Here is a 20,849-nt window from a genome sequence, read left to right as displayed (position 1 = left end):
ATAAAAAAGCACGGACTCATTTTTGAGGCCGCGCTTTCGGGATGCGAATTCGAATTTCAACAAATTCCTCTTCGTCTACTTCTTCAGTTTGGACGTCAATCCCTGTTTTCCCAATCAAATCGATTGAGTCACGAATCGTGTTGATGGCGATTCGCGTGTCACGCGCAAAACTTTTCGTCCGACGACGTTGTTTTTTCGGCTTTCGCTTCTCTTCTTCGATCGGTGTTGTTAAAAAGGCGACGCGTTCCTCTGTCTCCTTGACGTTAAAATCCTGTTCTAACACTTCTGCGAGCACTTGAAGTTGCAATCCTTCTTCCTTCAACGGCAACAACGCACGCGCATGTCGCTCGTTGATCCGACGATCGCGAAGCGACTGCTTCACATCCTCCGGCAATTTTAACAAGCGCAACTTATTGGCGATCGTGGATTGACTCTTGCCTAGACTCTTCGCGAGCGCATCTTGCGTCAAACCGTTCAAGGCGAGTAAACGATCATATGCTTCCGCCTCTTCAATCGGGCTTAACTGCTCACGCTGCAAGTTTTCAATCAAGGCGAGTGCAGCCGTCGTATCATCGTCCATATCGCGAACGATTGCCGGAATCGCTGACCAACCAAGCGATTTCACCGCACGGAAACGACGCTCCCCGGCAATGATTTCATAGCAGTCCCCATCTGCCTTTCGAACCACGATTGGTTGAAGGAGTCCATGTTCCGAAATCGTCGTTGCCAACTCTTCAATTTTTGCCGGTTCGAACACTTTACGCGGTTGATAACGGTTTGGACGCAACCGTGATAACGAGAGTTCTTGTACCGTGTCATCCGCTCGAACTTCCGCAATCTGCGTCACGGCAACTTCGTCTTTTCGATTCACACCGAACAATTTCGCAAATCTATTCTTCAACGTCGGGCACCCCTTTATGTAAAAAAATAAGCAGACTCCACCACTGGAATCTGCTTTTGTTTCACGTGAAACGACATCATCAGATAAGTGGCTCTTTCGCCGGTGTCCCCGCTTTACGCGGATATTTCCCGGGCGTTTTTCGTAGTTTATCTACAACTACGATATTACGCTCACTCATCTCTCCTGGCAATAGGAACTGGTGTGTCGCTTTTTCTTTCCCACCTAGAACGGCTAAAGCGTTTTTGGCGTCTGCCATCTCGTCAGAAACCTTGGCCGCTTTAAGCGCAACGAAGCTTCCGCCTACTTTCGCGAGTGGCAAACAGTATTCTGCCAACACGGTCATGCGGGCAACCGCACGTGCTGTGACGACGTCAAACTGTTCGCGGAACTTTTTATTTTTTCCGAACTCTTCGGCACGACCATGATGGAACGCAACACCTTCGAGTCCGAGGGCAAGAGCCAACTCGTTCAAAAAGGTGATGCGTTTGTTTAACGAATCGATGATCGTGACGTGTAAGTGTGGGAATAAAATTTTGAGCGGAAGACTTGGGAATCCGGCTCCTGCCCCGACATCACATACGGTTTCGACTTTCGTGAAATCGAAATGAAACGCTGCGCTGAGCGAATCATAGAAATGCTTCAAATATACTTCCTCTCGGTCCGTGATGGCCGTTAAGTTCATTTTCTCGTTCCATTCGACGAGCATTTCGAAGTAACGCTTGAACTGACTGAGTTGTGTCTCACTCAGCTCAAACCCTTCAGCTCGTAACGCTTCAATAAATTGAGATTCGTTCATCGTTTCACTCCACCGTTGCGTATTGTCCTTGTTCGATATAGACGAGCAAGATTGACACGTCTGCTGGGTTTACGCCTGAGATACGAGACGCTTGACCGATCGAAAGAGGACGAACTTGTTTTAGTTTTTGTTTCGCTTCTGTCGCGAGACCACCGATCGCATCGTAATCCAAGTTTTCCGGGATTCGTTTTTCTTCCATGCGACGCATCTTCTCGACTTGTTCAAGCTGTTTGGAAATATAACCTTCATACTTCACTTGAATCTCGACTTGCTCTTTCACTTCATACGACAATTCTTCCGTTGACGGAACGACCGTCATGAGTGCTTCATAAGATACTTCCGGACGTTTCAACAAGATGTTGGCATGCGTCGCTTCTTTAAGCGGGTGCGCACCGACCGATTCGAGCATCGCATTGACTTCAGGTGTCGGTTTGACGACAAGTGACGCAAGTCGCTTCACTTCTTTTTCAATCGCTACACGCTTCTCGTTGAGGTGAGTGTGACGATCTTCTGAAAGTAAGCCGATCTCATACCCGATGTCGCTGAGTCGCAAGTCCGCATTGTCATGACGCAACAAAAGACGGTATTCGGCACGTGATGTGAGAAGGCGATACGGTTCGTTCGTACCTTTCGTCACGAGGTCATCGATTAAGACGCCGATGTACGCTTGCGAACGGTCCAAGATGACCGGATCTTTTCCGAGCACTTTGCATGCGGCGTTGATTCCCGCCATGATGCCCTGTCCAGCCGCTTCTTCGTACCCGCTCGTCCCGTTGATTTGTCCCGCTGTGAAAAGACCTGGGACAGCTTTTGTTTCGAGAGTTGGCCAAAGCTGTGTCGGTACGACCGCATCGTATTCAATCGCATAACCGGGACGCATCATCTCTGAATTTTCAAGACCCGGGATCGTGCGAAGCATCTGATGTTGCACGTCTTCTGGCATACTCGTCGAAAAGCCTTGGACATAGATTTCTTCCGTATCGCGACCTTCTGGCTCTAAGAAGATTTGGTGACGCGGTTTATCATTAAAGCGAACGACCTTATCTTCGATTGATGGGCAATAACGGGGCCCCGTTCCTTTAATCGCACCCGAATACATCGGTGAGCGATGCAAGTTCTCATCAATCAATTGGTGTGTACGTTCGCTCGTGTACGTGAGCCAGCACGGGATTTGTTCGATCGGATCCAAGTCCGTCGAGGTGTACGAGAAGAATGATGGATTCTCGTCCCCTGGCTGAATCTCCGTCTTCGAATAATCAATCGTCTTGCCGTCGATTCGTGGCGGTGTTCCCGTTTTGAATCGAACTAAGTCGAGACCGAGCTCTTCAAGATGCTTCGATAGCTCGACCGATGGCATTTGGTTGTTCGGACCACTCTCGTAAGCCAATTCCCCGATGATGATTTGACCACGCATGAACGTTCCCGTTGTGACGATGACCGCTTTCGCGCGATATTCTGAACCTGTGTTCGTTACCACGCCACGTACTTCTCCGTCCTCAATCAACAAGCGCTCGACTAGCGCCTGACGAAGCAGCAGATTCGGCTCATCTTCTAGCACTTTCTTCATATGATTTTGGTATTGGAATTTGTCCGCCTGTGCACGTAGCGCACGTACCGCCGGCCCTTTCGATGTGTTGAGCATCTTCATTTGGATGTATGTCGCGTCAATCGCACGCCCCATCTCGCCACCGAGCGCATCGATTTCACGTACGACGATCCCTTTCGCCGGCCCACCGATTGATGGGTTGCAATACATGAATCCGACCATATCAGGGTTCATGGTGAGCATCGCTGTTTTCGCGCCCATTCGAGCCGATGCGAGTGCTGATTCAATCCCTGCGTGTCCGGCCCCGATGACGATGACGTCAAATTCGCCTGCCGTATAAGCCATATTCGTTCCTCCTTATTATTTCCCAAGACAAAACTGTGAAAAGAGCTGATCAATCAAGCTCTCCTGTACGGTATCTCCATTGATTTCACCGAGCGTATCCCACGCACGACGTAAATCGATTTGAACCATGTCGATCGGCATATTCATGACGGCACTACCGAGCGCCTCATCAATTTGACCAATCGTTCGTTTGATTAACTGAATGTGTCGAGCGTTTGAGATATACGTCATATCCTGTGACTCGACACCTTTTGCGAAGAATAGATTTGCGATGGCCGCTTCAAGGGCATCGATTCCTTCATCTAGCAAGAGCGATGTCGCCACAATTGGACGTCCTGCCGCTAGTTTCTCTAGCTTAGAAGAATCCATGTTTTGTGGCAAGTCTGTCTTGTTGATGATGATGATGGCATTCATTCCTTTAACTGCCTCAAATAACGCCTCATCCTCGACAGTCAATCCCTCATGTCCGTTCAAGACGAGAAGGACCAAATCTGCCGCTTCTAACGCTTTTCTCGACTTTTCCACACCGATTCGTTCCACGATATCTTCCGTTTCGCGAATCCCTGCCGTATCGATCAATTTGAGCGGAACACCTTTCACGTTGACGTATTCCTCAATTGTGTCACGTGTCGTACCGGCAATTTCGGTGACAATCGCTTTTGTCTCTTGAACGAGCGTGTTCATCAAAGAAGATTTTCCGACGTTCGGTCGACCGATGATTGCCGTGGCCAAGCCTTCACGTAAGATTTTCCCTTGTCGCGCTGTCTCGAGTAACTGTTCGAGGACACGTTTGACCTCGCCCGCTTTCTCTTCGACGATGGCCTGGGTCATCTCTTCTGCGTCATATTCTGGATAGTCGATGTTGACCTCGACCGCCGCAATCGTCTCGAGCAATTGTTGACGTAACTCGCGAACGAGGCGTGACAAACGTCCTTCCATTTGCGCCATCGCAACGTTCATTGCTCGGTCCGTCTTCGCGCGAATCAAATCCATGACCGCTTCCGCCTGAGATAAATCGATCCGACCATTTAAAAAGGCGCGCTTCGTGAACTCGCCCGGTTCTGCTAGGCGGATGTCGGGTTGATCGAGAATGAGCTCAAGGACACGATTGACCGCTACGACGCCTCCGTGACAATTGATTTCGACGACATCTTCTCGCGTAAACGTCTTCGGCGCGCGCATAATACTGACCATGACTTCATCGACGATTTCGCCCGTATTAGGATATTTTAACGTTCCATAATGAATCGTATGTGAATCGACTGTTGTTAAGTCTTTCCCAGAAAACACATTGTTCACCGTTTCGACCGCCAAATCGCCCGATAGTCGGACGATCCCGATGGCACCTTCACCCATCGGCGTCGAAATCGCTGTAATCGTGTCAAACTCTAGCATCTTTCTCCCTCCAAACCTAAACATCTTCTTCTATCATATGCATAACGAACCTACTATACACGATATTCGACTTGAACGAAAGAGTTGGACCATTGATAAAGTCATTGCCATTCGACTCATCGTTTTCGTACAATAAAGGAATATATTTACATAGGAGAGAGATGATCTAAAGATGAAACAGCAAGACGCAATCCGAATCATCACCGAACGATTACAGCACGATGAAGCGGTTCAAGCGATTTTTATGAAGGGTTCATTCGGTCGGGGAGAAGCCGATGAACATTCAGATATCGACCTCTATGTCATGGTACACCCCGATGAAGAGGTCTCTTTTCTATCTAGACGCCTCGAGCATGTAACCGCCTATCGTCCGATTCTGTTAAAAGACGAGATTCACATCGTCGCTCCACAACTCATCGCCGTCTTTGATGATTTTCTTCACCTCGACCTGTTCACGGTCACGCAAGAGACGTTGAATCATCAAGACTCGATTCATGTGCTCTACGACCCACAACAGCGACTTGCTAGACACGCCACTTCCTTGCAATTAGACGAAGCGGCAATCAGTGACCATGCGTTCGATACCGTGTGGTTCTTTTTCCAATATACAAAATCACGCAATCGAGGCAACGCGATGTGGGCAACGGAGATGCTCCGGCAAGGAATGGTCCATTTCGCATATGTGTTAGCCGCTCACCACACACCGGACCGGGCTTCCCTTGGTTTAAAAGATGTGACGCAGCGACAAAAAATCGACCTCCGCTCATTTTATGACCATTTGACCCCCGCCTCACACGAAAAAGCCGCCCACATCTATCTGGAGCGACTTCAGGTAGAGCAAACTTTTTTCACATCACTACCTGGCTACAACGTGTTCGGACCGTTCATGGAACAGTTGATTCAACGAGAAACAAGCCGTCCTGGCATATAGGGCGGCTTGTTTTTTAGTATCTTGCTTGGCGTTTCGTCGAACGAATCGTGAAATAGAGGAACAGTTCCAGTATCGCGATGGCGATGAGAATGCCGCCGAACAGTTGGAACAAGACAAGTAGACTACTGAACGGATTCGTCAACATGAGAATCCCGACACCTATCCACAATAGACTTCCAATCAAAAACCAAAGCCATCGTCCCGACATCGATTGACGGTAACCGAGTGCCTGAATCAGGCGGATAATTCCACCGAATAAGAACAAGGCTCCGATCAAAATCGGGAGAAGACTAGCTAGCGTCTCCGCGAAGAAAAAGACGACCACTGCCAAAATCAAATAGATGAGACCCATAAAGAAAGTGGGTGGCAACCCTCCCTGACGTCGACGCAACCCTTGAAAGATCATCCAAATCCCCATGATCGCTAAATAACCGGCAATGACATACACCATGACATCAAAGAAAAATCGAGGATATAACAGAATGAGAACACCAAGTACAAAATAAATGACCGCTTGCCATAACGTCGAACGTTCCAAACGCTGAATGAATGCCTCCATTTTCCCACACCTCCGTTTACTCGTTTCTATCTCTATTCCCCTCTGACTGGCTTGCAATCCCACAAAAAAAAGCTGAGCGTCAGAAGACACTCAGCTTAGCGATTATTTACGCTTTTTCTTTTTGTTTTTCTTTTCTTCTTCAGCAAGCGCTGCACGCTCTGCTTCTTTCGCAGCGATTTTCGCTTCAGCCGCAACCTTCATCTTCTCACGCATCGGGAGCATGATTGCCATCGTGACGATGATCGAGATGATATAACCGACTACCCAGTATAACGAAAGGGCAGCTGGGAGGTTGATCGACATGACGAAGATCATGACCGGGAAGATATAAAGCATCATCTTCAACTGCGGGTTCTGTTCTTGACCCGCCATTGAGATTTTTTGTTGTGCGAACGTCAAGATTGCCGCTAAAATCGGCAAGACGAACGTTGGATCCGGAGCACCGAGGTCGAACCATAAGAAGTTCGCTTCGAAAATCTCAGGTGTACGGCGAATCGCATCATAGAATGCGAAGAGAATCGGCATTTGAATCAAGATTGGCAAACATCCCGCGAGCGGGTTGATTTGGTATTCCTGATAAAGCTTCATCATCTCTTCTTGGAGTTTACGTTGTGTTTCCTGGTCTTTTGAGCTGTACTTTTCACGAAGCTTCAGCATTTCTGGTTGCAACACTTGCATCGCACCCATACTCTTCGTCTGCTTGATCATGAGTGGGAGAATCAATAACCGGACGATAATCGTCGCGATGATGATTGAAATCCCGTATTGCCACGGGCCACCGACCAAGTAAGCAACTTCCTTCAAAAGCCATGCGAGCGGCCATACAAAGTACTTCGCCCAGAAACCTTCTGTGTCAGCCGTTACTGGTTCGGCTTGGATGGTAGACGGATCCACACAGCCTGCCATCAGCATGATGACCGCGGTCATGGCAGCGAGTAATCCTAATTTTAGCTTTTTGCTCATAGTTCCTCCTACGCTTTCTTTATCAATTCTTTTTAACGCACACGTCGATCGGGCAATCTTATCAGACTCTAATTATATGAGAGAACAAATTCAGATTGTCATGGTCACCGGCCCTGCTTTTGCCAAACCTTGGCCCGTTTGAATACGTGTTTCAAACTCTCGGTTACTTCCGACTGCGTCAATGCGGTCGCAGGTTTTCGAGCGATGATGACATAATCATTCGGTGCAACGTTTGGTTCGAGCAAGCGAAGCGACTCACGCATCAATCGTTTCATCCGGTTCCGTTCCACAGCATTTCCAAGTTTCTTACTGACGGAAAGACCCACTCTGAAATGCGTTTGATCCGCTTTGAGCGTGTAGACGACAAACTGACGATTGGCCACGGAGCGTCCTTCGCGAAACACCGCTTGGAACTCTTCATTCTTTTGCAGGCGGTATTCTTTTTTCAAAATTCTCACTCCATCCTTCGCTTCAAAAATCGTCAACTAACATCATATCATATCCACATCATTTGAACGAGGGAGAATCCATGAAATACTACGTTTCTGTGACAAACTAAAAAATTGCCCGAGGAAAGGATCCCCGGGCAATCTTCATTCAGAATTATACAGTCAAGGCTTTACGGCCTTTACGACGACGAGCAGCAAGAATGTTGCGACCGTTTTTAGTCGCCATGCGTGCACGGAATCCGTGAACTTTCTTACGCTTACGGTTGTTAGGGTTGAAAGTTGGTTTCATGGTTACAGCACCTCCTCAAGATTAACGCTCTATTAGCAAGTTATAGTTTCATTTAAGGCAGTCTTTAAGATTATATAAATCGATTCAACAATTGTCAATGTATTTTCGGATGGTTTTCGAATTCGTAGAATGAGGCACTCAGAAAGCATTCATCCACATGGATTCGATCCTTATCCGAAGGACGAGTAGGGGATGAATGTATACACAACCTTTACGTATTTTATAAACGGTCTTTATAAATAGCCACGTTGAGCCATTTTATCCACAAAATCTCGAAGTTATCCACATTTATATGTGAATAACTCCTCTTTTTTCATATTCTTATTCTTTATTTTTTCATTTTCTTCTTTTACAAAAACAATCTTTCATTTCACTTCTTCCTCTTTTGTGTATAACTTTTTCATCTCATATTCTATCATTAGTGCTTTATCCACAATATATCCACAGGTTATCCACAAAACACACAGCATGTGGATAAGTGGGTGTGGATACTTTTCTTTATCTGTGGATAAATACCAAAAAGCATTGCCACGTCTATTTTATTTTGCTAAACTGAATGTGCACAAACTTGTGGATGAACAATTCGTGATTCCAAGATATACACAGGCTGTGGATAAGTGTTATCCCCATAATGAACACCATGTGGATAACTTTATCCACAGTTTTTGTTCTCTGGGGATAACCCTAGTTTCTACTATAGAATAGTGTATGTGTATATCGTGTGAATAAGTTTTACCCAACATGTGAGTAAAGGAGGTCTTTCATTGAAGAATGCTCGCGAGATTTGGAGAAACGTCTTATCGGTAATCGAGGAAGAAGAACGAACTCCAAAAGCCAGTTTTGACATGTGGTTAAAATCAACCGAGGGGATATCATTGATGGGAACGACGCTCGTTGTGTCGGCACCCGCCAGTTTTATCGTCACGTGGTTAGAGCGACAGTATCTCTCTCTGTTACAAGATACGGTTGAAGAGATCACAAACAACAAGCTTGAAATTCATTTCATCGAGGAATCTCAAGCACACAAGTATGCTCCAGCGGATGGAACGTCAAATGAGTCCATCGCCGTGACAGAAACAAAAGAACAGCCCGTGCTATTACCTTCAAAAGAGGAAGGGGATCTTGGTCAACTGAATGACAAATACATTTTCGAGACGTTTGTCATCGGATCGGGGAACCGTTTTGCCCACGCCGCATCACTTGCTGTCGCTGAAGCACCTGCACGCGCCTATAACCCGCTCTTCATTTACGGAGGCGTTGGACTTGGTAAAACACATTTGATGCATGCGATTGGTCATTATGTAAAAGGTCAAAAACCGGGGGCTCGCATTGCCTATGTCTCTTCTGAGAAGTTCACAAATGAATTTATCAATTCGATTCGGGATAATAAGACCGGTGAGTTTCGGAACCGTTATCGAAACATTGATGTACTATTGATTGATGATATTCAGTTTTTAGCAGGGAAAGAACAAACCCAAGAAGAGTTTTTCCACACATTCAATGCATTGCACAATGATCAGAAACAAATCGTGATTTCAAGTGATCGACCACCAAAAGAAATCCCGACGCTAGAGGATCGACTTCGTTCACGCTTTGAATGGGGCCTAATCACAGACATCACACCACCGGACCTTGAGACGCGAATTGCGATTCTTCGCAAAAAAGCGACCGCGGAAGGGCTTGATATCTCGAATGAAGTCATGCTGTATATCGCGAATCAAATCGATACGAACATTCGGGAACTAGAAGGGGCACTGACACGAGTCGTCGCTTATGCAAAACTTGTCGGACGACCAATCGACCCGGACGTGGCAGCCGAAGCGCTTCATAATATCATGCCTGTCCAGGAAGCGAAGAAAATTGTCATTCGCGATATTCAAGAAGTTGTCGGTCAACACTTCAACATTCAAGTAGAAGAATTGAACTCGAAAAAGCGAACCAAGACGTTGGCATTCCCACGTCAAATCGCAATGTATCTCTCGCGGGAGATGACGGAGAGCTCTTTACCAAAAATCGGGGAAGAGTTCGGAGGGCGTGATCACACGACTGTGATTCATGCACATGAAAAAATTAGCACCCTTCTAAAGAACGATGTGGAAATGCAAGAGACGATTCAAACGTTGAAGAAGGCACTTTCTAACTAATGAAGAATTCTCTGTGGATATCCTGTGGATAAACCACCTTAGTTATCCACAAGTTATTCACAGGCGAAATGGCTTAACACGTATGGATTAGGGGACTTATCCCCAGTATCCACAGCCCTTATTACTATTATGACTTAATTAATACTATTATATTATTAGGAAATGAACTCATTTCACCTTAGGAGGAATTATCCACATGCATTTAACGATTCAACGAGATGTATTCATGCAAGCCGTACAAGACGTATCAAAAGCTGTGGCTTCACGAACGACCATTCCAATTTTGACAGGCTTGAAACTTGAAGCACATGCGGATGGCTTAACACTGACAGGAAGTGATACCGAGATTTCGATTGAACGCTTGATTCCAATCGAAGAGGGTGGAATTGAACTCATTCAAATTCAACGTGCTGGAAGCGTCGTGTTGAACGCACGCTTCTTAGGAGAAATTGTGAAGAAGTTACCGACGAACGAGGTCACACTCGAAGTTTCACCGAACTTCATGACGCGCATTGAGTCTGGTCAAGCAGAGTTCCATTTAAACGGTCTTGACCCGGATGAATATCCACGCCTACCTGAACTTGCGAGTGATCGTCGCTTCTATTTGCCGGCTGATCTATTGAAGACCATCATCCGTCAGACGAGCTTCGCTGTTTCTTCACAGGAGACACGTCCCGTATTGACAGGGGTTAACTTCTCAGCAGAGAAGGGCTTCCTTACATGTGTCGCAACCGATAGCCACCGTCTGGCGCTTCGTCGTGCGCGGTTTGAGACAGATAACGATTTGACGTTCCAAAATGTCGTCGTTCCTGGTCGCTCACTCAACGAATTGGCAAAATTACTCGACCGTGAAGAGTTGCCGATTGAAATCGTCTTAACGGACCAACAAATTTTATTCCGTATGAAAAACATCTCATTCTTCTCTCGTTTGTTAGACGGTGCCTATCCAGACACGTCACGTCTCATTCCGGAAGAATATCGCACAGCCGTTCGGATGAATGCGAAAGAGTTCTTACAGGCCATTGACCGTGCATCACTCCTAGCACGTGCCGATCGCAACAACGTCATTAAATTTGTGGCGGAAGATACAACGGCAGTTGAAGTCTCTTCACACTCGCCGGAAGTCGGAAAAGTGTCGGAACGTGTCAGCATCCTGTCGCTTGAAGGAGAAGAACTAAAAATTTCCTTCAACTCAAAATTCGTGATGGACGCGCTCCGCGCACTCGATGCATCTGAAATCGAAATCCAGTTCACGGGTTCGATGCGACCGTTCATTTTACGACCGGTTGAACAAGATAGTGTTCTTCAACTGATTTTGCCAGTCCGCACATCGTAAGCTGCGGGTAGGGATGATGAGGTGTCTTGCCTTGTCATCCCTCTTTTTGCCTTATTCGACGATTTTCGATAAACTAATATGTATGGCGATTTTTTCAGATCAGCATGTGAGAAAGGAAGTGACGACATGGAAAAAGTGTCGATTACAACCGAGTATGTAACACTCGGACAATTTTTAAAATTAGCAGATATCATCTCGAGTGGGGGACAAGCAAAGTTCTTTTTAGAGGATGTCATGATTAAAGTGAACGGTGAGCAGGACCAACGCCGTGGTCGTAAATTAAGAGATGGAGATACAATCGAAGTCGAAGGCTTCGGGGAATATCAAATCGAGGGAAACTGACGTGCATTTAAAGTCGATCCGATTGCAAAACTATCGCAACTACGAAACCCTCGAGCTAGATTTTTCAGAACAGACGAATGTTCTGATTGGTGAGAACGCCCAAGGAAAAACGAATCTTCTCGAATCGATTTACGTACTTGCGCTCGCAAAATCGCATCGGACGACACAAGACCGTGAGTTAATCGGTTGGGAAGCCGATGCTGCGAGTATCGAAGGACGGATTCATAAACGGACGGGCGAATCGGTGCAGAGTCTCTCTTTTTCTCCTAAAGGCAAGAAAGCAAAGCTCAATCATTTGGAACAACGTCGTCTCAGTGACTATGTCGGCGCATTTAACGTCGTCTTGTTCGCCCCAGAAGACTTAGCCATCGTCAAAGGCAGTCCGCAAGGGAGACGGCGATTTTTAGATATGGAAATCGGTCAGGTCAGTCCGGTGTACTTACACGAGCTCAATCAATACTTGAAGACGTTGAAACAACGGAACGCCTTGTTGAAGCAGTTATCCACAAAAGGTGGCGACGAGACGTTACTTGAAGTCTTGACGGATCAATTGATTGAACTTGCCGTAAAAATTGTGATGAGACGCTATCACTTCATCGACCAGCTCGAAAAATGGGCCAATCCCATCCATTCCGGAATCACGAGAGAACTCGAAACACTGACGATTCAATACGTTTCCGACACGTTCCAAAAAGAACGCTTCTCAAAAGAACAGATGTTTGAAACGTATCGTCAAAAGTTTGATAAAATAAGAGAGAACGAACGACGAAGAGGTGTGACCTTGTTTGGTCCGCATCGTGACGATTTTGAATTGTATGTCAACAATCGAAACGTTCAAACGTTCGGTTCACAAGGTCAGCAACGAACGGCGGCCTTGTCATTGAAGCTAGCTGAGATTGAATTGATTCATGAAGAAGTAGGCGAATATCCTCTGTTGTTATTAGACGATGTGTTATCTGAGCTTGACGATCATCGCCAAACCCATCTCCTCGATACGATGGGACGGAAAGTACAAACGATTTTGACTACAACAAACATTGACGGGATTGCACATGAGACCATTCAACAAGCTAAAGTGTTTCACGTGAAACAAGGTGAGGTTGAAACGGAGTCCGTGTAATCGTGGCAAGAAGGAACACCAAATCATGTATAGTAGGTGAAAATAACCGATGAGTAATGAAAATGAAAAAGAATTGCAAGCGTACGGCGCCGATCAGATTCAAGTCCTTGAAGGCTTAGAGGCTGTCCGTAAACGTCCAGGGATGTATATCGGTTCCACAAGCTCTCGCGGTCTCCACCATTTGGTATGGGAGATTGTCGATAACTCAATCGATGAGGCGCTCGCTGGTTATTGTGACACGATCACAGTGACGGTTGAACCAGGGAACTCGATCGTTGTTGAAGACAACGGACGTGGGATTCCGGTCGATGTTCAAAAGAAAACGGGTCGACCTGCCGTTGAAGTTATTTTCACGGTGTTGCACGCAGGTGGTAAGTTCGGCGGTGGCGGATACAAAGTATCAGGTGGTCTTCACGGTGTCGGGGCGTCGGTTGTTAACGCCTTATCGACGAAACTTGAAGTGTTCGTTCGTCGCGATGGAAACGTATATTACCAATCGTTCAAACGTGGTGTCCCACAAGGTGAACTCGAAATCGTCGGGACGACTGACACGACTGGGACGACAGTTCGTTTCTTCCCAGACGGAGACATCTTCCAGGAGACACTCGAATATGACTTTGATCTGTTAGCGACACGCTTACGTGAGCTCGCCTTCTTGAACAAAGGGTTACGAATCGTGGCTAAAGATGATCGTAGTGACGAGACGATTGAACGGAACTATCACTATGAGGGCGGAATCAAGTCTTATGTCGAGCACTTGAACCGGTCAAAAGCGTCGATTCATGAGGAGCCTGTGTACGTACACGGTACGAAAGACGGAATCGAAGTCGAGATCGCGCTTCAATACAACGAAGGTTTCGCAAGTAACATTTATTCATTCACGAACAACATTCCGACGCATGAAGGTGGGACGCACGAGACTGGATTTAAGACGGCGCTCACCCGTGCCATTAATGATTATGCGAAGCGATTCGGATTGATGAAGGAAGCCGATGGTAGCCTCTCAGGGGATGATGTCCGTGAAGGATTGACGGCGATTGTTTCGGTCAAGCACCCTTCTCCTCAGTTTGAAGGGCAGACGAAGACAAAACTCGGGAATGCCGATGCGCGTACGGCAACGGACACATTGTTCAGCGACACGTTCGAACAATTCCTACTCGAGAACCCGTCGGTCGGTCGCCTCATTGTCGACAAAGGCTTGATGGCGGCACGTGCGCGTCTTGCTGCGAAACGTGCACGCGAGATGACACGTCGGAAAGGGATTCTCGAAGTCAGTTCATTGCCAGGGAAATTGGCAGACTGTTCGTCAAAAGATGCATCGAAATCTGAACTATACATCGTTGAGGGTGACTCAGCGGGAGGTTCTGCGAAATCTGGACGTGATCGTCACTTCCAAGCCATCCTTCCGATTCGAGGGAAAATCATCAACGTTGAGAAAGCACGTCTTGATAAGATTTTGGCCAACCAAGAAGTCCGGACCATCATCACTGCTCTCGGAACAGGGATTGCCGATGAGTTTGACTTATCGAAAGCGCGCTATCATAAACTCATCATCATGACCGATGCCGATGTCGATGGTGCGCACATTCGGACGTTATTGTTGACGTTCTTCTATCGTTACATGCGCCCACTCGTTGAAAGTGGATATGTTTATATCGCGCAACCACCACTCTATGGTGTGAAGCACGGGAAAGAAACCATCTACGTTCAAAACGACCGTGAGTTGCAGGCAGCGATTGCACAACTTCCTGAAAATGCACGTTATAGCGTTCAACGTTACAAGGGTCTCGGAGAGATGGATCCTGAACAGTTATGGAATACGACGATGAACCCGGAAACACGTTCGATGCTTCGTGTCGACCTGCAAGATGCAATCGAAGCGGATGAAATCTTCGAAACGCTCATGGGTGACAACGTCGAACCACGCCGTGACTTTATTCAATCTCACGCCCATTACGTGAAGAACCTCGATATTTAATAAGAAGGGTAGGCAATAACGAATGGCAGAACAAGAAAATATCAAGGATATAAATATTAGCCAGGAGATGCGAACGTCGTTCATGGACTACGCGATGAGCGTCATCGTATCACGTGCCCTTCCGGACGTGCGAGATGGATTAAAGCCGGTTCACCGTCGTATTTTATATGCGATGAACGAACTAGGTATTCGCGCGGACAAGCCACATAAGAAGTCGGCGCGTGTCGTCGGGGACGTCATCGGTAAGTACCACCCACACGGTGACTCAGCCGTTTATGAGACGATGGTCCGCATGGCTCAGGACTTCAGTTATCGCTACGAATTAGTCGACGGTCACGGGAACTTCGGTTCAGTCGATGGCGACTCGGCCGCTGCGATGCGTTATACCGAGGCACGTATGTCTAAAATTGCGATGGAACTCGTACGAGACATCGGAAAAAACACGATTGATTATCAACCAAACTTCGATGGTGAAGAAAAAGAACCAGTCGTACTTCCGGCACGTTTCCCGAACTTCCTTGTGAACGGGACGAGCGGGATTGCCGTTGGTATGGCGACGAACGTTCCGCCTCATAACTTGAACGAGGTCATCGACGGTGTACTGGCGCTTTCTCACAACCCGGACATCACGATTGCAGAATTGATGCAACATATCCCGGGTCCTGATTTCCCGACTGCGGGAGAGATTTTGGGACGTAGTGGGATTCGTCGTGCATACGAAACTGGACGTGGATCGATTACGATGCGTGCGAAAGCTGAAATCGAGGTCTTGAAAAATGGCCGTGAACGGATCCTCGTGCACGAGATTCCTTACCAAGTCAACAAAGCGCGTCTCGTTGAAAAGATTGCCGATTTGGTTCGCGACAAGAAAATCGAGGGAATCACGGACTTACGCGATGAATCAGACCGTAACGGGATGCGCATCGTGATTGAAGTTCGCCGCGACGCGAATGCGAGTGTCATCTTGAATAACTTGTACAAGCAAACACCGATGCAAACGACGTTCGGTGTTAACATGCTCGCGCTTGTAGGCGGTCGTCCAAAAACGTTGAACATCAAACAAGCAATCTATTACTACATCGAACACCAAAAAGAGGTCGTGCGTCGTCGGACGCAATTCGATTTAGACAAAGCGGAAGCACGTGCCCACATTTTAGAAGGTCTTCGTGTTGCCTTGGATCACTTGGATGAAGTCATCGCCATCATCCGTAGCACACGCACAGGTGACGAGGCTCGTGAAAAGTTGATTGCCCGCTTTGGACTTTCGACTGAACAGACGCAAGCAATCTTAGATATGCGTCTCCAACGCTTGACTGGTTTGGAACGTGAGAAGATTGAAGGCGAATATCGTGAAGTGAAAGCGTTAATCGAAGAACTTCGTGCGATTCTCGGAGACGAAGAATTGCTACTCGATATCATTCGTAACGAGTTAATCGAAATCAAAGAGCGATATGGTGATGCTCGTCGTACGGTGATTCGTACGGATATCGTTGAACTCGAGGACGAAGATTTGATCCCAGTTCGCGACATGATGATTACGCTCACGAGCGAAGGATATATCAAGTCGATCCCATCGGATTCATATCGGACACAGCGCCGTGGTGGACGTGGGAAACAAGGTATGGGAACGAATGATGAAGACTTTGTGCTTCGTCTGCTCTCCGCGTCGACACACGATACCATCCTGTTCTTCACCAACTTCGGACGCGTCTTCCGTCTCAAAGGATACGAAATTCCTGAGATGAGCCGTACCGCGAAAGGGATGCCGATCATTAACTTGCTGCAAATCGACAAAGGTGAAAAAGTCGAAACGATGATTCCTGTCGATTTCAATAGTTACTTGGCTAACCAAACGGTAGCGGAAGAGACACAGGATGAGTCTGAAGAAGTAGCAGACGAGCAGTTGTCTCTCGTCTTCATCACGAAAGAAGGATTGATTAAGCGTTCGCCACTTTCGGCATACGCCCGAATCAACAAAAACGGTCTACGTGCCATCAGTTTGAATGAGACAGATGAACTCGTCACGGTCCGTTTAGCGAAGAGCGACGATGAAATGTTGATCGTCACACGCCAAGGTATGTCGATTCGCTTCCCTCTCGAAGGAGAAGTTCGTTCGATGGGACGTACGGCACGAGGCGTTCGCGCGATTCGATTGAAGAAGGAAGACGATTTGGTCGTCTCGATGGAAATCGTTCGTACCACGCAAGACGTCTTGATTATCACTGAAAAAGGATACGGAAAACGTACGGCCATGGAGCAGTTCCGCACACAAGGTCGTGGTGGTTCCGGTATCATCGGAATTAAGACAGATCGTGGAACAGTCGTCGGGATGCGTGTCGTTGATGAAGACGATGACATCATGCTGATGACCGAACTCGGTGTTGCGATTCGGATTGATTCACAAACGATCTCTCAAATGGGTCGAAGTACTCGCGGTGTGAAAGTGATGAACATCGAAGAGGGCGATCGTTTAGCGACTATCGCAAAGTTGAAAAAAGATGAGTTAGAAGAGGAATCAGCAGTCGATTTGGAGAATGGGTTTGAGGATGAAGCACCTGAAACCGATGAATCGTCTGATGTGAATGAGTAAGACGAGAGGTCGAACGGTGTTTCCGTTCGACCTTTTCATATATTAGGAGGGATTCGCGTGCGTTTGAACTTATCCACTGTACATGTTGGGATGACGCTATTGTCACCCGTTTCTTCTTTAGAAGCCGGAATCCACTTAACCAATGAACATTTACGTTTGCTCCGTTTCTTAAAAATCGAAGATATCGATGTCGCACCTGTTGAACAGAAGCTCTTCACGTCTAAAGAAGAACAGCGCCTCTGTAATCAGGTCCTTCAATATGAGAAACATTATAATCAGTGGGAAGAACGGATCGCACCTAACCCATATGAAGGTCTAGAATTCATTCATCAACTATTTCGTCAGGAAGTTCCGCTTACAGCGATCGTTCATTTCTTTACGCATCAGCCGTTGCGGAAAAATCATGTCATTTACCATTCCGTCTATCGAGCGCTCGTCGCCCGTGCCTTATCGAAATATCGAGGGGACGAACATCAACTCCAATTTGATTACGGGATTGCTTCTTATTTTGCAGATGCGAGCTACGCTAAAATTCGGAAATGGTCTCATATGCGTTATTTCACAAAAATGGAACGGGAGCTATTGTATCAACACCCACTCGTTTCGGCATCGATGCTCCCGAGTACTCAAACGTTACGAGGAAGAGTGTATCAATTGATTACCGAGCATCATGAGCGATTGGATGGATCCGGGTTTCCAAAACGTCTGACGGAACGCGAGTTGAATCCAGCCTCTCCTCTATTTATTGTCGCCGATCGCTTCTGTCAGTTAACAGCACCCCGAACGTTCCGAAAGCCGCTCTCTCCAGAGGAAGCATATTTCTATATGTGGCAGAACAAAGCCTATGATGGAGAAGCTTTGTCGCTTCTTGCGACATTACTTGGATTTTATGAAATCGGTCGCCCTGTTTTATTGAGCAGTGGAGTACGAGGAACGATACATGCCTATACGAATCGTGTCGAACAACCGATTGTGCTTGAAGCGACAGGGGAGAAAGAATATGATTTATCGCGATTAACCGATGTGAGCATTGTTGCATTTCAATAAGAAGAAACTAGCGATTCCATTCAACAAAATGAAATGGAATCGTCTTTATTTATTCTTTTTTAAAAAACTTTCTTTTTATAGTTGACGGATATAATTACAGGTGCTATTATAAATGAGTCGCTAAGAGCGGCAGACGAACTTTGAAAACTGAACGATGAGGCAAAAATAAGTTTTACAATTTTTGAATGAAGCGCAAGCTTCGTCAATTTAAGAGCTATATCAAATTCTTTGGAGAGTTTGATCCTGGCTCAGGACGAACGCTGGCGGCGTGCCTAATACATGCAAGTCGAGCGCAGGAAGCCGTCTTCCCATGCCGAACACGGAAGTTAAGCGTCTCAGCGCCGAAAGTAGTTGGGGGATCTCCCCCTGTGAGGATAGGACGTTGCCAGGCAACAACGCAGGACGACCGAGCATACGCTCGGTCGTTTTTTTACGTTCATAATGAAATCGGACTTCATATTCTGCTCGTTCACACGATGAAATTCCGAACAATTTTAATGTTATTTAAGTTAATGAACACAATTCTGAACTTTCTGAACATCGGGAATTGAATTGCACTTTTACGTTATACCTGTTACCATTACAGAAATATTTCGAAACAAAGATGTAGGTAGAACGAGAAAGGGGCCATCAATTTTTATGTGGGAAAATAAGTTTGCAAAAGAAGGTTTAACATTTGATGATGTATTACTCGTACCACGGTTTTCAAATGTTTTACCACGTGACGTTGATTTAAGCACGAAGCTCTGTGAAGGACTCGAATTAAATATTCCGATCATCAGTGCCGGTATGGATACCGTTACTGAAGCCCCAATGGCGATTGCTATGGCCCGTCAAGGCGGTTTAGGTGTCATTCACAAGAATATGTCGATGGAAATGCAGGCTGAGCACGTCGATCGCGTAAAGCGCTCAGAAAATGGTGTCATCACAAACCCGTTCTATTTAACTCCAGACCGTCAAGTATACGATGCAGAATACTTGATGAGTAAGTATCGTATTTCGGGCGTCCCAATCGTCAACTCAGAAGATGAACGTCAATTGATTGGTATTTTAACGAATCGTGATCTTCGCTTCATCAAAGACTATTCGACGGTAATCAAAGATGTCATGACGACAGAGAACCTCATCACAGCAAAAGTGGGTACATCGCTTGAAGAAGCCGAGCGTATCCTTCATCAACATCGCATCGAGAAACTTCCACTTGTCGATGAGAACGGTGTATTAAAAGGTCTCATTACGACGAAAGATATCGAAAAGGTCGAACAGTTCCCGAACGCAGCAAAAGATAAGCAAGGTCGTCTTCTTGTCGCAGCTGCAGTCGGTGTGACGAAAGACGCGGCTTCACGTGCTCAAGTGTTGGTTGAAGCAGGTGTGGATGCATTGGTTATCGATACGGCACACGGTCACTCAGCTGGCGTACTTGAAAAGGTTCGTGAGTTACGTGATATGTTCCCATCCCTTCCAATCATCGCAGGGAACGTGGCGACAGCAGAAGCGACGCGTGCATTGATTGAAGCAGGAGCATCCGTCATTAAAGTTGGGATTGGACCAGGCTCGATCTGTACGACACGTGTCGTCGCAGGTGTCGGTGTTCCGCAAATCACAGCAGTCTATGATTGCGTGATGGAAGCGAAAGAGCACGGTGTCTCAGTCATCGCTGACGGTGGAATTAAGTACTCTGGTGATATCGTCAAAGCCATCGCCGCTGGAGCCAATGCAGTCATGCTCGGAAGCTTGCTTGCGGGTGTGAAAGAGAGCCCAGGTGAAATGGAAATCTATCAAGGTCGTCAATTCAAGACATACCGTGGTATGGGATCAGAAGCATCGATGAAACGCGGAAGCCAAGATCGTTACTTCCAAGAAGCAGACAAAAAATTCGTTCCTGAAGGTATCGAAGGTCGCGTCGCGTATCGCGGTGAACTGGCTGACACGGTCTATCAATTGATCGGTGGTCTTCGTTCAGGTATGGGGTATTGCGGCGCTGCCGACATTCGTGCCCTTCGTGAAGATACACAGTTCATTCGTATGACAGGTGCTGGACTCCAAGAGAGCCACCCACACGATGTCAACATTACAAAAGAAGCACCAAACTATTCACGTTAATGAAAAAGCCGCCAT

At 46.8% G+C, this 20,849-nt stretch carries 17 protein-coding genes; 9 read left to right on the top strand and 8 right to left on the bottom strand.

From position 1 onward, the window contains the following. Window positions 1–16: 16 nt before the first annotated feature. The 4 genes from noc to mnmE all read right to left on the bottom strand — a co-directional run bounded on the left by noc (window position 17) and on the right by mnmE (window position 4,983). A complete protein-coding gene (gene noc, locus GVY43_RS11385) occupies window positions 17–901 on the bottom strand; it encodes a nucleoid occlusion protein (protein WP_015880224.1) in 885 nt (294 codons plus the stop codon). 79 nt (window positions 902–980) lie between these two features. After that, complete coding sequence (gene rsmG / locus GVY43_RS11380) at window positions 981–1,697, bottom strand: 16S rRNA (guanine(527)-N(7))-methyltransferase RsmG (RefSeq protein WP_015880223.1); 717 nt, start codon at window positions 1,695–1,697, stop codon at window positions 981–983. A gap of 4 nt (window positions 1,698–1,701) precedes the next feature. Next, window positions 1,702–3,588, bottom strand: coding sequence for a tRNA uridine-5-carboxymethylaminomethyl(34) synthesis enzyme MnmG (gene mnmG / locus GVY43_RS11375; RefSeq protein ID WP_074035252.1), 1,887 nt, complete (start codon window positions 3,586–3,588; stop codon window positions 1,702–1,704). A gap of 15 nt (window positions 3,589–3,603) precedes the next feature. Beyond that, a complete protein-coding gene (gene mnmE, locus GVY43_RS11370) occupies window positions 3,604–4,983 on the bottom strand; it encodes a tRNA uridine-5-carboxymethylaminomethyl(34) synthesis GTPase MnmE (protein WP_031424082.1) in 1,380 nt (459 codons plus the stop codon). Window positions 4,984–5,155: 172 nt separating this feature from the next. On the opposite strand from mnmE, the gene GVY43_RS11365 reads away from it, so the two are divergent. Further along, window positions 5,156–5,914: a nucleotidyltransferase domain-containing protein gene (locus GVY43_RS11365; RefSeq protein ID WP_159563193.1), complete on the top strand. Its 759-nt coding sequence runs from the start codon at window positions 5,156–5,158 to the stop codon at window positions 5,912–5,914. A 13-nt stretch (window positions 5,915–5,927) separates the two neighbouring features. Here GVY43_RS11365 and GVY43_RS11360 read toward each other — a convergent pair whose 3' ends face one another. The 4 genes from GVY43_RS11360 to rpmH all read right to left on the bottom strand — a co-directional run bounded on the left by GVY43_RS11360 (window position 5,928) and on the right by rpmH (window position 8,174). Next, window positions 5,928–6,473 (bottom strand): HdeD family acid-resistance protein, encoded by a 546-nt coding sequence (locus GVY43_RS11360; protein ID WP_159563192.1) that lies wholly within the window; start codon window positions 6,471–6,473, stop codon window positions 5,928–5,930. 102 nt (window positions 6,474–6,575) lie between these two features. Next, window positions 6,576–7,436, bottom strand: coding sequence for a membrane protein insertase YidC (yidC, locus tag GVY43_RS11355; RefSeq protein WP_015880218.1), 861 nt, complete (start codon window positions 7,434–7,436; stop codon window positions 6,576–6,578). 104 nt (window positions 7,437–7,540) lie between these two features. After that, window positions 7,541–7,885: a ribonuclease P protein component gene (gene rnpA / locus GVY43_RS11350; RefSeq protein WP_015880217.1), complete on the bottom strand. Its 345-nt coding sequence runs from the start codon at window positions 7,883–7,885 to the stop codon at window positions 7,541–7,543. Window positions 7,886–8,039: 154 nt separating this feature from the next. Beyond that, the gene (rpmH, locus tag GVY43_RS11345; RefSeq protein ID WP_015880216.1) at window positions 8,040–8,174 is read right to left on the bottom strand and encodes a 50S ribosomal protein L34; all 135 of its coding nucleotides are present in this window, start codon (window positions 8,172–8,174) and stop codon (window positions 8,040–8,042) included. 764 nt (window positions 8,175–8,938) lie between these two features. Between rpmH and dnaA the strand changes: the two genes are divergently transcribed. From dnaA to guaB, 8 genes are all read left to right on the top strand, one after another. Beyond that, window positions 8,939–10,318, top strand: coding sequence for a chromosomal replication initiator protein DnaA (gene dnaA, locus GVY43_RS11340; RefSeq protein WP_159563191.1), 1,380 nt, complete (start codon window positions 8,939–8,941; stop codon window positions 10,316–10,318). A gap of 196 nt (window positions 10,319–10,514) precedes the next feature. Further along, on the top strand, window positions 10,515–11,654 hold the full coding sequence (dnaN, locus tag GVY43_RS11335) for a DNA polymerase III subunit beta (RefSeq protein ID WP_026824743.1): 1,140 nt from the start codon (window positions 10,515–10,517) through the stop codon (window positions 11,652–11,654). A gap of 126 nt (window positions 11,655–11,780) precedes the next feature. Next, window positions 11,781–11,996 carry a S4 domain-containing protein YaaA gene (gene yaaA / locus GVY43_RS11330; protein ID WP_015880213.1) on the top strand — a complete coding sequence of 72 codons (216 nt, stop codon included), beginning with the start codon at window positions 11,781–11,783 and terminating at the stop codon, window positions 11,994–11,996. Window position 11,997: 1 nt separating this feature from the next. After that, window positions 11,998–13,116 (top strand): DNA replication/repair protein RecF, encoded by a 1,119-nt coding sequence (gene recF, locus GVY43_RS11325; RefSeq protein ID WP_159563190.1) that lies wholly within the window; start codon window positions 11,998–12,000, stop codon window positions 13,114–13,116. 49 nt (window positions 13,117–13,165) lie between these two features. Then, on the top strand, window positions 13,166–15,094 hold the full coding sequence (gyrB, locus tag GVY43_RS11320; protein WP_074035264.1) for a DNA topoisomerase (ATP-hydrolyzing) subunit B: 1,929 nt from the start codon (window positions 13,166–13,168) through the stop codon (window positions 15,092–15,094). A gap of 22 nt (window positions 15,095–15,116) precedes the next feature. After that, entirely contained in the window at window positions 15,117–17,684 is a 2,568-nt protein-coding gene (gyrA, locus tag GVY43_RS11315; protein WP_015880210.1) for a DNA gyrase subunit A, read from the top strand. Between the two features lie 57 nt (window positions 17,685–17,741). Next, window positions 17,742–18,731 (top strand): HD-GYP domain-containing protein, encoded by a 990-nt coding sequence (locus GVY43_RS11310; protein ID WP_159563189.1) that lies wholly within the window; start codon window positions 17,742–17,744, stop codon window positions 18,729–18,731. 639 nt (window positions 18,732–19,370) lie between these two features. After that, on the top strand, window positions 19,371–20,834 hold the full coding sequence (gene guaB / locus GVY43_RS11305) for an IMP dehydrogenase (RefSeq protein WP_074035270.1): 1,464 nt from the start codon (window positions 19,371–19,373) through the stop codon (window positions 20,832–20,834). Window positions 20,835–20,849: the final 15 nt, after the last annotated feature.

The organism is Exiguobacterium sp. 8H, assembly GCF_902506255.1.
In the GTDB taxonomy this organism is placed as follows: domain Bacteria; phylum Bacillota; class Bacilli; order Exiguobacteriales; family Exiguobacteriaceae; genus Exiguobacterium; species Exiguobacterium profundum.
Note: the sequence above shows the minus strand (reverse complement) of the source record. Positions and strands in the feature narration are given on the sequence as shown.